Raw genomic sequence first — 14899 nt, forward strand, 5'->3', positions numbered from 1 at the left:
CAAGATGAGCGCGAAAGACGTTTCGGTCTTCTACAGTGAGAAGCAAGCGATCGATAACGTCTCGATCGACGTGCCGACCGGCCACGTAACCGCCTTCATCGGGCCGTCTGGTTGCGGCAAGTCGACCTTTCTGCGCGTTCTCAACCGTATGAACGATACAATCCCGACAGCTCGCGTTGAAGGGACGATCGAACTGGACGGAGAAGACATTTACCGGTCTGGAATGGATGTGGTTCAGCTGCGCGCCCGCGTTGGCATGGTTTTCCAGAAACCAAACCCATTTCCCAAGTCGATCTATGACAACATCGCTTACGGCCCGAAGATTCACGGTCTGGCGGAAAGCAGAGAGGAACTGGACGAGGTCGTCGAGCGCTCGCTTACCCGCGCCGGTCTTTGGGAAGAGGTGAAGGATCGCTTGCTGGACAGCGGCACCGCGTTATCCGGTGGTCAGCAGCAGCGGCTTTGTATTGCGCGTGCAATCGCGGTCGATCCGGAAGTCATTCTGATGGATGAGCCATGCTCTGCGCTGGACCCGATTGCGACGGCAAAGATCGAAGAACTTATCGCGGAACTTACTGATCGCTATGCGATCGTGATCGTCACCCACTCTATGCAACAAGCCGCACGTGTTTCGCAGCGAACGGCATTCTTTCACCTTGGCAAGATCGTGGAATATGGTCAGACAAAGGACATATTCACGAACCCCATCGAAGAACGAACCAAGGATTACATCACAGGACGGTACGGATAATGGCTGAACACACAGTCAAAGCATTCGATGAAGACATCACGCGTTTGCGTGGTCTGATCGCAGAAATGGGCGGCCTGGCAGAGACTGCCTTGCAAGATGCGCTGGAGGCCATGGCACGCGGTGACGAGACGCTGGCTGAGAAGGTTATCGCAGGCGACAAGAAGATCGACGCGCTCGAGTCCGAAGTCGACAAGCTGGCGGTGCGGATTATCGCCTTGCGCGCACCAATGGCGGACGATCTGCGCGAAGTTATCGCAGCACTCAAGATCGCCGGCGTGGTCGAGCGGATCGGCGACTATTCGAAAAACATTGCACGCCGGATCGGCCAGATCGAAGATCGCAAGCGGTTCGAGCCGCTGACCTTGCTTCCCGCCATGGGTGAATTGGCGGGTGAGATGGTGCATGACGTACTGACCGCCTATGCCGCGCGTGACCCAGACCTTGCGCTGGAAGTGATCGAAGCGGACAACAAGGTTGATGCGTTCTTTGACAGCATTTTCCGCAATCTTGTGAGTCACATGATGGAAAATCCCGCCACGATTTCCAGCGCGGCGCAGCTGTTGTTCGTGGCGCGCAACATCGAGCGAATTGGTGACCATGCTACCAATGTTGCAGAGATGGTGCATTTCGCGGCAACCGGGGTTTATCCCCCAGACCACGATGACTGACATCAAACTGTCGTAAAAGTGCAATAGTGCGGTTGTCGTCGCTTTCGGTTGAAGGAGCCTAACGAGAATGTCCGCGGCCAAATTGCTTCTTGTTGAGGACGATCCGGCTCTGTCGGAGTTGCTCGAGTATCGCTTCTCGAATGAAGGGTATCACGTCCGCTGCACAGCCGACGGTGACGAAGCCCTAATGCTGGCGGCTGAAGATCTTCCCGATTTGATCATTCTCGATTGGATGATTGAAGGTACGAGCGGGATTGAAGTTTGCCGACGTTTGCGCCGCGACAAAAAAACAGCTCACGTACCCATCATTATGCTCACCGCCCGCGAAGCAGAGGATGATCGTGTACGCGGTTTGGAAACTGGTGCGGATGACTATTTGACAAAGCCATTCAGCCCGCGTGAATTGTTCGCCCGCGTTGTGGCAGTCATGCGCCGTATCCGCCCCGCACTGGCCGGTGAATCAATATCGGTAGGCGATATTACGCTGGATTCAGTGGGACATAAGGTTCAGCGTCGCGGGCGTTACCTGAAGCTTGGCCCGACCGAGTATCGCTTGCTTAAATTCTTCATGGAAAGCCCCGGCCGTGTATTCAGCCGCGGGCAATTGCTGGACGGTGTCTGGGGAACCGAAAGCGATATCGAACTGCGCACTGTCGATGTGCATATTCGCCGCCTTCGCAAGGCTATCGAAGTTGACGGCTTCGAAGATCCGATACGCACCGTCCGGTCAGCTGGCTACGCTATGGAGGCGGTTTAACTTTCAGTGAAAATCGCGTGACTTGGGCAGGATGCGCAAGTTACGCGGGTGCCCCCTGACAGGGGACGGTCGCTCGCCATGCAGGTCACGCGGTTTAACGGCGAGCGATTTTCGGGTATTGAGCGGACTGCTTACATGATCTGCGCGTGCCACAGGTGACGTCAGCAAGTCATCCGCCAGACCGTACAGGCTATCGGTCGCATCAGTCATATGATGTGCGATGACATGAATAACCTCATCGTCATATTCGACCCGCCCGCGCACTTCCATCAGCCGCGCGCGCATGATGACACGGCGCTGTTTCTCCATGACGTCAGGCCAGATTACAAGGTTGGCTACACCGGTTTCATCTTCGAGTGTAATGAAGCACACGCCTTTGGCAGAGCCCGGGCGCTGGCGGATCAGCACAAGGCCCGCGATCTGGACCATGGAACGGAACTCACGTGTCCGAAGCTCGCCGGCGCGGACGAAGCCACGCTCCGCTAGCGATGCACGCAGGAATGACAGCGGGTGTGCCTTCAAGCTGAGGCGGGTGGTCTGGTAATCCGCCACCACTTCCTCGCTCAGCGGCATTTGAGGCAGCTGAGTACGGGCTCTCTCCGCCCCTTCATCTCGCTCCGCTGCAGCCTGGAACAGCGGCAAGTCAGGCGCAGCAATCAGGCTGCGTGCATCCCACAGCGCCTGTCTTCGCGATAGCCCTAGCGAGGTAAAGCAATCCGCGCTCGCAAGCCGTTCGATATGCGCAGGCGAAAGCCCTGCCCGTTCGCGCAGCTCGGCCACATCCTTGAACACGCCGCCTTCTGCACGTACTGCAACGATCTTCGCGGCAATATGCTCCGGCAGGCCATCGACCTGCCTTAGGCCCATACGCATGGCGATGTCTTTTCGCTCGCGCCGGGAAATGGCATCACTTTCAAGCGTATTGTCCCACATGGAATGGTTCACATCCGCCAGCAGCACCTCCACCCCATGCTCGCGCGCATCGCGCACGATCTGCGCCGGAGCGTAAAATCCCATCGGCTGCGAGTTGAGCAGAGCGCAAGCGAAAGCAGCGGGAAAATGGCATTTGAGCCAGCTAGAGACATAGACCAGATGCGCAAAACTGGCCGCATGGCTTTCGGGGAAACCATATTCGCCAAAGCCCTTGATCTGGTTGAAGCAGCGCTCGGCAAAATCCGGGTCATAGCCGCGCGCAACCATTCGCCCGACCATCATATCCTCCAGCTCGTGCACCATGCCGCGCGACCGGAAAGTCGCCATTGCTTTCCTCAACCGATTGGCCTCCGCGCTGGAGAACTTCGCTGCATCAAGCGCGATTTTCATCGCTTGCTCCTGAAAGATCGGCACACCCAGCGTGCGGGCAAGAATGCTGGAAAGTTCATCCGGTGGGCCATGCTCTGGCGCTGGAGCAGGAATTTGTACCGGTTCCGCCCCCCTGCGGCGCTTCAGATACGGATGCACCATATCACCCTGGATCGGACCGGGGCGGACAATGGCGACCTGAATCACAAGGTCATAGAACTCCCGCGGGCGCAGGCGGGGAAGCATATTCATTTGCGCGCGACTTTCGACCTGAAACACGCCGAGCGAATCCCCGCGCCTCAGCATCGTGTAAGTTTCCGGGTCTTCACGCGGAACAGTGGCCAGTGTCAGCGTTCGGTCATGATGCACCTCTAGCAAATCAAAGCACTTCTTGATGCAGGTCAGCATCCCCAAAGCCAGCACATCGACCTTGAGAATGCCAAGCGCTTCGATGTCATCCTTGTCCCATTCGATGAAACTGCGATCAGGCATGGCGCCATTACCGATCGGCACGGTTTCGGTCAGCGCTTCTTCCGTCAGGATGAAGCCGCCGACATGCTGGCTGAGATGACGCGGCATACCGATCATCTGTTCCGCCAGCTTGATAACCCGCTTCAAATGCGGATCGCGTACATCCATGCCGGTTTCACGCACATGCCTTTCCGCAATCTCGCTGCCGTAACTGCCCCAGACGGTGCGCGCCAGCGTGCTAGTGACATCCTCTGAAAGCCCCATCACCTTACCGACTTCGCGGATCGCCATGCGCGGACGGTAATGGATCACTGTCGCCGCCAGACCGGCGCGATGGCGACCGTATTTCCTATAGAGATACTGGATCACTTCCTCACGCCGCTCATGCTCGAAATCGACATCGATATCAGGCGGTTCTTTGCGTTCCTCAGAGATGAAGCGATCAAACAGCAGCTGATGTTTCGCCGGGTCGACACTGGTGATTTCCAGACAATAGCAGACCGCGCTGTTCGCAGCAGAGCCCCTGCCCTGACACAGGATCGGCGGATCAACGCTACGCGCGAAATCGACGATATCCTTGATAGTGAGGAAATAGCGCGCAAGATCGAGCTTACCGATCAACTCCAACTCGCGCTTTAATGTTTGCCGCACACTATCCGGAATGCCCCCCGAATATTCACTGGCAGGATAACGCCGAGCCGCTCCCGCCCATGTCTCGCTTTCGAGATATTGCTGAGGGGGCATTCCATCGGGATAGATATCTTCGGGATATTCATAGCGCAGCTCTTCAAGGTTGAATTCGCATGCATCAGCCACATCGCGCGCCGCTGAGAACGCGTGTGGCCAGCGTTCAAACATCCTCTGTATCTCTTGTGGGCTTTTCAGGTGCCGTTCTGCATTCGCTGCAAGCAGATGTCCCGCTTCGGCAACCTTGGTCTTGTGCCGGATCGCGGTCATCACATCTTGCAAGGGCCGTTTGTCAGCGCTTGCATAGTGCACGTTGTTAGTGGCGAGCAGGCTGAGGCTGTTCGCTTTGGCCAGCGTATCAAGCCGCTCGATCCGTGCCACATCATCGCCGCGATAGAGATAACTCGCTGCGATATGGTGCAGTGTCGGAATCCCCGCCGTTAAATGCGGGAGAAGTTCCGCAAAACTGCCTGACACGCTATCGGAAAGCTCACTATTGATATCGAGCGCGATTACATTGTTGGCCCAGGCAGGAATGGTGAAGCGTGCGCTCAAATCATCCGGCGGAATCAGGATCAGCTGCACATCTTCGGCATGTTCGGCGAGCATGGCGAGCGAAATTTCGCACACTCCCTTGTCCTGCCATTCCCCGCTTAGCGTCTGCATTCGACCTGCGCTGATCAGCTTGCATAATCGGCCGTAAGCAGCCCGATTTCTAGGGTATGCAAGAAATGCAAGGCCCTCGACCGTCTCTATCCGAGTGCCGATAACCGGCCGCATTTTCAACGTTGTCGCCTCGCTGTGAATACGCACAACGCCTGCAAAGGAATTCACATCTGCAATGCCAATGGCGTCATAACCAAGGGCGTATGCCGTACTCACCAAATCCATGGCATCGGATGCACCGCGCAAGAAACTGAAGCAGCTAACCAGGCCCAGCTCTACAAATGCTGCGCGCGCAGGCAGCACAATGGCATCGGGATCAATGTGGATCCGGCGCTTGGCAGGTGTCAGCGGTGTATCGGGCATAGTTCACATAGATTGACCTTCTGGATCAAACTTATGTTCACTAAATGTTCTAGATCAACTTTTCAAGCAGAGTGGGGCAAAAGACGAGCAAAGGATCAGGCGGCGTTGCCCGTGCTTTTAGATTCCTTGCTCTTCAAGCGTACATTGTAGAGGAAATCCACAATCGCCGGATGCATCTTGCCCTCGAACTTCAGCCCGGCATACTCATCTTCCACCCAGACAATCTTGCCCAGCGGCGTGCTTACACCATCGATTTTGAGAACGACGGCCTCTCCCGCTTCGGCAAAGCCATGACGGCCTTTGATCTTGCAGCCACCCTCGGACACGTCGATCACTTCGACATAGACCGAACGCGAACGCATCCGCCCTTGCACGAGCAGATCCAACGGCTTGCGCACCGATGTACGAATTGATTCAGTACCTTCCATGGCCACATTTATGCCGGAAAAGAGTAAAGAAACGGCTACTTATCAAATTCCATGTGATTTTAGTTAGTTGGTCATTAGCCATATAGTCCGTGTAAGTACCAAAGCGGCAAATCGCCCCGCCCATCACCGCTGATTCCATGGCGGTAGATCCAGTATCTCCGCCCTTCTCCATCTTCGATCCGGTAATAGTCACGCAGTCGTGCGGTGGACCTTTCACGCCACCATTCGGGCGCAATCCGTTCAGGCCCCTCCACACGTGTGACTTCGCGCACGCTCCCGCGCCAACGAAACGAGCATGGGTGACCGTCTGGCGACGCATAAAGCACCGAAATCCTTTCGGGCCGGTCGAGCAGCTTCAGCGGCCGCTGATGGAAGGCGAGTTCGCCTTGAATCACTGGCTGCGGTTCTAACGGAGCCCGCCAGCGCTGCGCACGCTCGGGCATATGGCTCGCATGCGGCACAGGGCGTTGCACAGCCTGCTTGCCGAGCCGCACCGTTAGCCGGTCAACACAAGCATTAAGCGAAGTGCCCTGCTTTTCTACTGCGCTTTCAATATCTCGCTGATCGAGCGCTAATGGTTCAGCCCAACTTGCGCGTAGACGCAGAAATTCGATCCCGAAGCCGGCATCAACATCGTCCAGTTTGGCAGCAAACAACCGGCATATATGTACGGGGTCACGGGTAGATGCAGACAGCTCTAGCGCGCGGATCACAACCTCGCCATCCACTCGCCACAATCCGAGCTCCAGACGCCGCGCGCCTTCGCCCTTGCCTTCCAGTTCGCGCGCCATGTCATCCGCCAGATCGCGCATCACCTGATCTAGCAGGTCGCGATGGCGAATCGGTTCCATCAAGCGGCGCTCGACCAGCGGTACATTCTGCGGAATGACCGGCAGCAGCGGCTCTGGCACCCGCCCCAGCAGCTGATCCATTCGCACCAGCGGATTTGAAGCCGGAGATTTGCGATTGCGGAACCGCCGCTGGAGCGCATCGCGCCCTACCCCGTTCAGATCCTCCAAGCGTTTGAGCCCCAGACGGCGCAGCACTGTCAGTATATCGGGATCCAGCCTTAAGGCTGCGACCGGCAATTGCCCCAGTCGCATCACCGCATCATCCTGAGGACCGAGGATCGCCTCAATCGGCCCATAATGCGCCAATGCCCATGCTGCACCTGCTGTGGACGCAATCGCGAGCCTTGCGGAGATATCGCGCGCTACAAACGCCGCCTGTGCGTCAGCTATCAAGCGCTGCTCCCCTCCGAACAGATGTGCCACGGCTGTGACATCAACGATCAATCCGTCCGGTGCATCTAGCGCACTCCATGGCCCCCAGCGCCGCGCCCACAGCGCGAGCTTCTCCAGGAAAGCAAGATCACCTGCCGGATCTGCTGGAGCTGTCTGTATCTCAGGACACAAAGTGCGGGCATCGGCCAGCATTGTTCCAACACGCGCCCCGGCCAAGCGCGCTGCTTCATTGATTGCAGCAATCCGCGGCCCATGCGCGCTCTCGCGGATCAGGACAGTAGGAGCGGCGTCCGCACCCTCCCCGCGTTTAATGCCGTTAGAGAGCCGCCAGCGATCGACCGCCAGCTGTGCGAACCAGATCGACATGATCCGCCGCGGTTGCGACTGACGCGTCTCCGGGTGATAGCTTTTGCGATCGAGCGGCGATGAGACCACTGCCGTCATCGCTCATACTCCATTCTCCAGGTGGGTGCGCACGCGCGCGAAACAGCTCTGCCTGCCAGCTCGACCAGCCAGGTGCAGCGCGGTTCCAGCGCGGCAGTGCAGATGGAGCGGACACAACCTTCCAACGCATCCGCGCAGAAGACAGGTCTGGTGATGCATCAAGCCGCACCAGCCAGAGCGGAACGCCGTGTTTTTCAGCGGCCAGGCTTAATCGCCGTGACGCAGTAAAATTAAGCCCGCGCGGATTGCCTGCAATCTCTCCCAGAACGAAAGCCAAGTCACGGCAGCGCAACCCCTCTTCCAGCGCGAACAGCGCATCTTCGGGGGACTTGGCTTCAACATGGATCACCCGGTGGCGCAGTTCCTCTGGCAGTCCATGCACATAAGGGCGCCCGCCCAGCCGCACAGCAGATGTATCCTGCACCCACAGAACCTGCCGCCGATCCTCTTGCGCTGGCGCGTTTCCCCTTGCCGCGACTTGCATCGCGTCACGCGCTAGCGACAGCGCCAGCCCTGCCCCTGCAGCCTCATCCCCGCGCGCAAACACTTCGCTATGCTGAGGTGCGGGGAGGCCCGGCCTCCAGCGAGGTAGACGCGTACGGATTAGCGCTGATGCACTGTCGGTACATGCATTCGCAGCAAGAATTTTTGCAGCAGGATAGGCAGTATGGGACACAGCAAAACGACTCATTTGTTCTTATTATGTTCCATCACCTTCCATTTGGCAATGACTGGCAATGCTTCACCCACGAAAAAGGCCGGAGGATCGCTCCCCCGGCCCTAATCTCAATCTTGCGGTCAAATCAGGCAAACAGGCCCGCCAGCAAAATAACCGTCAATGCAATCGGGCACACAAACCTGACCAGCGCGCGCCAAGTCTGGTGCAGAACCCCGTCCAGACCATTCTCATCATCGATCAGCTTGGCATCAGCGATCCAGCCAACAAAGATACAAGTCAGGATCGCACCAATCGGCATGAACAGTTTCGCGGTTACACCATCAAGCGTATCGAAGAAATTGGTCTCAGCGAATAATGGGATGAAGTTAAGCGGATAGAACTCAGCCATTTCGTTGAACGAAAGCGAAGCAAACACGCCAAGCACCGCGGCGCCCAAACCTACGATCAGTGTCGCAATCGGGCGCGTGATGTTGAACTTCTCGAACACATAAGCCGTGGGTGCTTCGAGCAAGCCAACGGAACTGGTGAGCGCCGCAAAAAAGACCATGATGAAAAACGCGAGACCAATCAGCGAACCGAACGGCATGGCCTGGAACGCAATCGGCAGAGACTGGAACATCAAACCGGGCCCGGCGCTCGCTGAAAGTCCAGCAGCAAAAACGATCGGAAAGATTGCCAGACCCGCAAGCATCGCAACGGCGGTGTCGGCGCCAGCAATAATACCGGACGTTTCGCCCAAGTTGGTGTCGCGATTAGCATAGGATCCGTAAGTTATCATACCTGCCACACCGAGAGAGAGCGAGAAGAACGCCTGCCCGACGGCAGCGAGCATGACTTCACCAGTCAACTTGGAGAAGTCAAACGTGAACAGATAGGCGACCGCTTCGCCGAAGTTGCCAGTAAAAGCACCATAGACCGTGATGCCGAGGAAGAGCGCGAAAAAGATGGGCATCAGGTAGACAGCAACCCACTCGATCCCGCTCGAAATCCCGCGTGCTACAAAAAACATTGTCACGGCAAGGAAGCCGAGATTGAGCCCTACCATCAGCCCACCATTGCCGAATAATCCCGGCAGCAGACCTTCAACATCACTCGCTGCGCGACCTTCAAACGCACCGCCAGCAAGGCCGGTCTGGAATAGATCACCAACAAAAACGCCGATGTAATAGACAACCCAGCCGCCCACGACGCAGTAGAAGCTGAGGATCAGGAAAGCGCCGAGAACGCCCAGGGAAGCAAGAATACTCCAGCCTTCATGTGCATTGGAATCGCGCGCGACGCGGCGCACACTTTCCGGCGCATTTGCCTGGCCGTGTCGACCAATCAGAACTTCCGACAACAAAACCGGCAAGCCGATCAAAAGCACGCAGAAAATGTAGAACAGAACAAAGGCCCCGCCGCCATTCTCTCCGGCTTCTGCCGGGAAGCGCCACATATTACCAAGGCCCACGGCCGAGCCAACTGCTGCCAGAATGAATGCGCTACGCGATGACCAATTCTCGTGGGTCTTGCCTGTTGCTGCCATAGTTTAAGGATTTTCCCTCTAGCGCACGTTCCCCGACGTGCTCTCTTGTGGAATGCCTTCTGCAAGAAAATTACGCCCGCGCCAAGTGGCTTAGCTTTGCCTTATCCCCACAGCACCGCTAAAGCGGCGACATGTCTACGACTTTTCAACTCGATACGAGCACGAGCAGGGCAACGCCCACACCAAAGCCACGCAAGCGGCTGACTGTTCCAAAGATTCGCGATCACAAGAAAGACGGCCAGACTAAAGAGCCGCTGGTCATGCTGACCGCTTACACGGCGCGGCAAGCGCAACTGCTCGACACGTATTGCGACATTCTGCTTGTGGGGGATTCACTGGGGCAGGTGATTTACGGGCTTGATTCCACCTTGCCAGTAACGGTCGATATGATGATCGCACACGGCGCCGCCGTCGTGCGCGGCAGTTACCACGGCGTTGTCATCGTCGATATGCCATTTGGATCCTACGAAGGTTCAAAAGAGCAAGCATTCGAGACTGCAAGCCGCATCATGGCGGAAACAGGCTGCGCTGCTGTAAAGCTGGAGGGTGGTCAAGCGATGGCGGAGACGATTTCATTTCTGACCAACCGTGGCATTCCCGTGATGGCTCACGTCGGGCTGACGCCTCAGGCCGTGAACGTCTTGGGCGGCTATGCGGCCCGCGGACGTTCACAACAGGAACATGACAAGATCCTGGGGGACGGTAAAGCCGTTCAGGATGCCGGTGCGTTTTCTGTCGTAGCCGAGGGGGTTTTGGAGCCGATTGCAATCGCACTCACCAAATCACTCGAAATCCCGGTCATTGGCATTGGCGCGTCTGCACAATGTGATGGCCAAGTGCTGGTAACCGAGGACATGCTGGGCATGTTCGAACGCGTGCCTCGCTTTGTGAAGAAGTATGATGACATTGCAGGAATGATCGACAGGACGGTTGCGCAGTACGCAGAGGAAGTACGCGCACGTAAATTCCCGACTGCGGACCAGACCTATCATCCGAAAAGCTAAGAACTGATGCAGACCTTGCTTCGATATTACAGCTTCTCGCTGGCATTTTCAGCCGCCAGCCTTGCACTTGCGGTTTGGTACGGCTGGGCGAGCACGGGAAACGTAACCGCGACGTTGGGCATCCTCTGGATTGTTCTCGTACTTTCCATCCTCGAAGTCTCGTTGAGCTTCGACAATGCGGTCGTGAACGCCACAGTGCTGCGCAATATGGATCCGGTTTGGCAGCGACGTTTTCTAACTTGGGGGATCCTGATCGCCGTGTTCGGCATGCGGATCATTTTTCCGATCGCAATTGTCGCCATCGCGGCGCAAGTCGGTCCGGTCGAGGCGATCAATCTCTCCCTCAATAACCCGGACGAATACCAGCGTATTGTCTCTGACGCTCACGTCGGCATTGCCGGCTTTGGCGGCGCGTTCCTTGCGATGGTGGGCCTGACATTCTTCTTTGAAGAAGACAAGGAAGTGCATTGGATCGCAATGCTTGAACGCAGTATCAATCGATTCTCCAGTGCTCCCGCGATTGAGATCGGACTGGTGTTGAGCGTGCTCTACGGCGTGTCGACGCTGCTCTCGCCGGAGGACACGATCACATTCCTCACCGCAGGCATCCTTGGCCTTGTCACTTTCATCGGCGTGCAGGCAATCTCTTCCCTGCTGGAAGAAGCAGAAGCGAAGAAGCGCGCGGCAGGCATTGTGGTCAAGTCCGGCCTAGGCGGTTTTCTTTATCTTGAAGTGCTGGATGCCAGCTTCAGCTTTGACGGCGTAATCGGTGCATTTGCGCTTTCGAACAATATGGTGATCATCGCGTTGGGCCTGTCTGTTGGCGCGATATTTGTGCGTTCGATTACGATCCATCTGGTCCAGACCGGTACGCTCAACCAGTATCGCTATCTTGAACACGGGGCATTCTGGGCAATCATCGTGCTCGGCGGCATTATGTTGTTCTCGGCCAAATTCCATATTCCAGAAACAATCACTGGTCTGCTCGGCGCAACCCTGATCGGATTGAGTTTCTGGTGGTCCGTACGACACAATCGTCGCGAAGGCAGTGAGAAGATCGACCTCAACTCTGCGCCGCTAGACGGTTAGCAATAGGTGCCGCTATCACTAGCTGTATGAAGTGATATGCGATCAGCGGAATCAAAACCACGCCAGCTATTGCCGGGTCGAACATCAGCGTTGCCAGCGGCGCGCCCATAGCCAGGCTTTTCTGGGTTCCGGCAAACAGGAACGCGATACGGTCTTCGCGTGTCTTGGTGAGCAAGCCACCCGCGCTCCAGGAACCGACAATGGCATAAACGAGATAGATACACACAGCGGAGAGCGCAAACAGCCACGCTGTGCCGTCTATTCTGTTCCATATCCCTTCGCTCACCGCACCGCTCATCGCGACATAGACCGCGATGGCGATCGGAACTCTATCAGTCCATTTAGTCAGCGCTGGGTTCTGGGTAACAATTTCGCCAACGCGGGGCTGAAGGAGCTGACCCAAAGCAAACGGTAGCAGCAAGACCGTTGCGATCTTGACCAGCGCTTCGCTGTGAAATGCAACCACCTCACTGCCCGCAAGCAATGCGAACAATGGCGCGCTTAGGAATACGCCGAGAATATTGAGCAGCGCGGCTGCGACAACGGCATGTGCAACATTTCCGCCTGCCATTGAGGTGTAAACTGTGGCCGATTGAATCGTTGAGGGCAGTGCACCAAGGTAGAGAAAGCCTACTGCCAACAGGGCTGGAAACAGCCCTCCGCCCAGCTGCCAGATCGCCCAACCGCCAAACAGCATCGCACCAAATACCCATAGCGCCAAGGCACCGTGGAATCGCCAGTCAGCGGCGCCCCGCACAACCTGGTCGCGTGGCAGGCGCAAGCCATTGAGAAAGAACAGGACAAAGATCGCCGCGTTGGCAATCCATTGTCCCAATTCCTGGCGAGATTCTGGTACAGGAACAAGGATTGCCAGGACCAAGGCAAGGATCAGCAAGCGGACCATCGGGTCAAAAACACGGGCAAGCGGCGCAAGCATGCTTCGCCAGTGGCCTGCCAACCCGATTCTGTCGAGGGCGCGGTTTAAAACCTCCCCCGATCAGAGAGCTTTACCTGCGATGGCAGCGCGATATCGCTAACCTCATCGAGGAAAGGCGTGCCCCCGGCTGAGTTCTCGATCTTGCCTTCAGTCGTCTTCACGGCTTTCGCGAATGCGCCCTTCTCGTGACCGAATAACTAACTTTCCAACAGATTTTCAGGGATAGCTGCGCCACGATCTCATCGCTGGGCTTCTCCGTATTGATAGACCCAAGCAGCCGCAAGCACACGGGCGACGACGCCGGTGATCCCTGGGAACGTCCCGAATGCTTAATTCAAACTGGTCGAGAGACCGAACCTTGGACTACTCTTAATGAGCAGAAGTGAAATGTCGGTAAACTTTACACTAGCGCCCTAAATTGCAGAGATCGCGGCACTCCAGTGGTTAAGCAGTGATAATCGTTAACGTCGATCCAAGCCTTGAAACTCGAATGGTGTCACTCCTCGGGCAAGCCGATCAACCTGGAGCGGTGCCCCGCTTGGTGGAAGCGAACGCTGCCTGCAACCCTCCCGATAACATCTTGCGCACCCCAGACCGATTGCTTCTGCAGATTCAGGATCGAGAGACAGCCCCTTGGCGGCTGACAACTGGGCTGCGAAGCGCGCTTCCACACCCAGAACGATGACAAATCTAGCCTGATCACCTGCGCCAATCGCGTCGACAGTCCGCGCGATGGTTATCCAATGGGTGGGGCCAGCATCAACGCCCTCGACAAACACAGACTGCACGCAAAGATCGCCCCGACGTTCAAATGCAGTATGCACGATCCACAACGGGCAAGATACATCACTTTCCAACAAGGTAGCGCCGCTTGCACCTGAGAACCGTTTTGAAAACTGCCCGGCCCGATCGATCCGCGCCATGAAGAACGGCAATCCGCGCTGTCCGACGCGCTGCAATGTTGTGAGACGATGCGCTAGTTGCTCAAAGCTCACGCCAAACCGACGTTGTAGTACCGTGAAGTCATAGCCTGTCTGCTCGCAGGCCCGCAGGAATCGCCCATAGGGCATCAGCAAGGCGGCCGCGAAGTATGCCGTTACGTGCCGTTCAAACAATTGCCGCGCAGCCGCGTCATCGAATTGAGGACCCGCCACAAGGCTTGAGATGGCCTCTCGCTGCTCAAGTGTGACCAGTTGTGCAGCAATCTGGAAATTGCGCGAGGAACGGTCGAGCATTTCGGATAGCTGGAGTTGCCGTGCGTGCAGGTCCAGGCGACGCACCGCGTTGGGCATCACCTCCAATGGGAGTATGCGAACGCTCAACTGGTGCTTCTCGCGCAGTCTCTCAGTCAACGCTGCGCCAAGATCGCTATTGGATAGCCGCAGCTCATCAGCAAGCTTCTCTGCCACTTCATCGATATCGGCGAAGTGGTTGCGCCAACGCTCAATCTCGCGCCGCGATTCTACCAGGCTATCATTCACGCCGCCAACGTCCTGCCCGGACCTGTCATAAAGACGTGCTAATGCCGCAGCGGCCTGAGGTGCTGAGTTGAGTAGCTCGCTTACTTCTTCCCGGTCGATATTCAGATCAGCGAAACGCTCATCGGCCAATCTGCGGGCAAGCCCATCGATTCCGCCAATGCTCTCGTCTTCTCTAAGCGTGCGCGGATCAAAGTCGAAGCGGTCAATGACTTGGATCAGAACTCTTGCGGACAAGGGACGCTGATTGCGCTCGATCAGGTTGAGATAGCTTGGACTGATACCCAGCGTTGCGGCCATCGCGGATTGAGTCATGCCTTCGCGCTTGCGTAGCCGCCTCAATGCAGGGCCAGCCAAAAGTGTATTGTCGCTCATTTCTGTGAATATATTTACATCATGACAAAAG

At 56.7% G+C, this 14899-nt stretch carries 12 protein-coding genes and 1 pseudogene; 5 read left to right on the forward strand and 8 right to left on the reverse strand.

Annotation, left to right across the window (positions count from 1 at the left end):
• Positions 1–4: 4 nt before the first annotated feature.
• The 3 genes from pstB (at position 5) to phoB (ending at position 2176) form a co-directional block, all read left to right on the forward strand.
• Complete coding sequence (pstB, locus tag QQX03_RS08435) at positions 5–751, forward strand: phosphate ABC transporter ATP-binding protein PstB (protein WP_285976990.1); 747 nt, start codon at positions 5–7, stop codon at positions 749–751.
• Entirely contained in the window at positions 751–1419 is a 669-nt protein-coding gene (phoU, locus tag QQX03_RS08440; RefSeq protein WP_285975309.1) for a phosphate signaling complex protein PhoU, read from the forward strand. Before pstB ends, phoU begins: the two co-directional genes overlap by 1 nt.
• Before the next feature lie 67 nt (positions 1420–1486).
• Positions 1487–2176, forward strand: coding sequence for a phosphate regulon transcriptional regulator PhoB (phoB, locus tag QQX03_RS08445; RefSeq protein WP_285975310.1), 690 nt, complete (start codon positions 1487–1489; stop codon positions 2174–2176).
• A gap of 3 nt (positions 2177–2179) precedes the next feature.
• On the opposite strand, the gene QQX03_RS08450 is transcribed toward phoB, so the two are convergent.
• From QQX03_RS08450 to QQX03_RS08470, 5 genes are all read right to left on the reverse strand, one after another.
• Positions 2180–5665, reverse strand: a complete 3486-nt coding sequence (locus QQX03_RS08450) for an error-prone DNA polymerase (protein ID WP_285975311.1) — start codon at positions 5663–5665, stop codon at positions 2180–2182.
• 95 nt (positions 5666–5760) lie between these two features.
• Entirely contained in the window at positions 5761–6093 is a 333-nt protein-coding gene (locus QQX03_RS08455) for a PilZ domain-containing protein (protein ID WP_285975312.1), read from the reverse strand.
• A gap of 74 nt (positions 6094–6167) precedes the next feature.
• Positions 6168–7703 carry a Y-family DNA polymerase gene (locus QQX03_RS08460; RefSeq protein ID WP_285975313.1) on the reverse strand — a complete coding sequence of 512 codons (1536 nt, stop codon included), beginning with the start codon at positions 7701–7703 and terminating at the stop codon, positions 6168–6170.
• Positions 7654–8472, reverse strand: coding sequence for a recA-like protein (locus tag QQX03_RS08465; RefSeq protein ID WP_285975314.1), 819 nt, complete (start codon positions 8470–8472; stop codon positions 7654–7656). Before QQX03_RS08465 ends, QQX03_RS08460 begins: the two co-directional genes overlap by 50 nt.
• 112 nt (positions 8473–8584) lie before the next feature.
• Positions 8585–9985, reverse strand: coding sequence for a sodium-dependent transporter (locus QQX03_RS08470; RefSeq protein ID WP_285975315.1), 1401 nt, complete (start codon positions 9983–9985; stop codon positions 8585–8587).
• Between the two features lie 131 nt (positions 9986–10116).
• On the opposite strand from QQX03_RS08470, the gene panB reads away from it, so the two are divergent.
• Positions 10117–10989, forward strand: a complete 873-nt coding sequence (gene panB, locus QQX03_RS08475; RefSeq protein ID WP_285975316.1) for a 3-methyl-2-oxobutanoate hydroxymethyltransferase — start codon at positions 10117–10119, stop codon at positions 10987–10989.
• 6 nt (positions 10990–10995) lie between these two features.
• Positions 10996–12078 (forward strand): DUF475 domain-containing protein, encoded by a 1083-nt coding sequence (locus QQX03_RS08480; protein WP_285975317.1) that lies wholly within the window; start codon positions 10996–10998, stop codon positions 12076–12078.
• On the opposite strand, the gene QQX03_RS08485 is transcribed toward QQX03_RS08480, so the two are convergent.
• The 3 genes and pseudogenes from QQX03_RS08485 to QQX03_RS08495 form a co-directional block, all read right to left on the reverse strand.
• Positions 12053–13015 carry a bile acid:sodium symporter gene (locus QQX03_RS08485; protein WP_285975318.1) on the reverse strand — a complete coding sequence of 321 codons (963 nt, stop codon included), beginning with the start codon at positions 13013–13015 and terminating at the stop codon, positions 12053–12055. The two genes, QQX03_RS08480 and QQX03_RS08485, sit on opposite strands and share 26 nt — an antisense overlap.
• Before the next feature lie 65 nt (positions 13016–13080).
• A pseudogene (locus QQX03_RS08490) lies at positions 13081–13245 on the reverse strand (sigma 54-interacting transcriptional regulator); the annotation flags it as partial.
• Positions 13246–13476: 231 nt separating this feature from the next.
• The gene (locus tag QQX03_RS08495; protein ID WP_285975319.1) at positions 13477–14868 is read right to left on the reverse strand and encodes a helix-turn-helix domain-containing protein; all 1392 of its coding nucleotides are present in this window, start codon (positions 14866–14868) and stop codon (positions 13477–13479) included.
• Between the last annotated feature and the right edge of the window lie 31 nt (positions 14869–14899).

Origin of the sequence: Altererythrobacter rubellus (genome assembly GCF_030284385.1) — a bacterium.
GTDB lineage: Bacteria > Pseudomonadota > Alphaproteobacteria > Sphingomonadales > Sphingomonadaceae > Erythrobacter > Erythrobacter rubellus.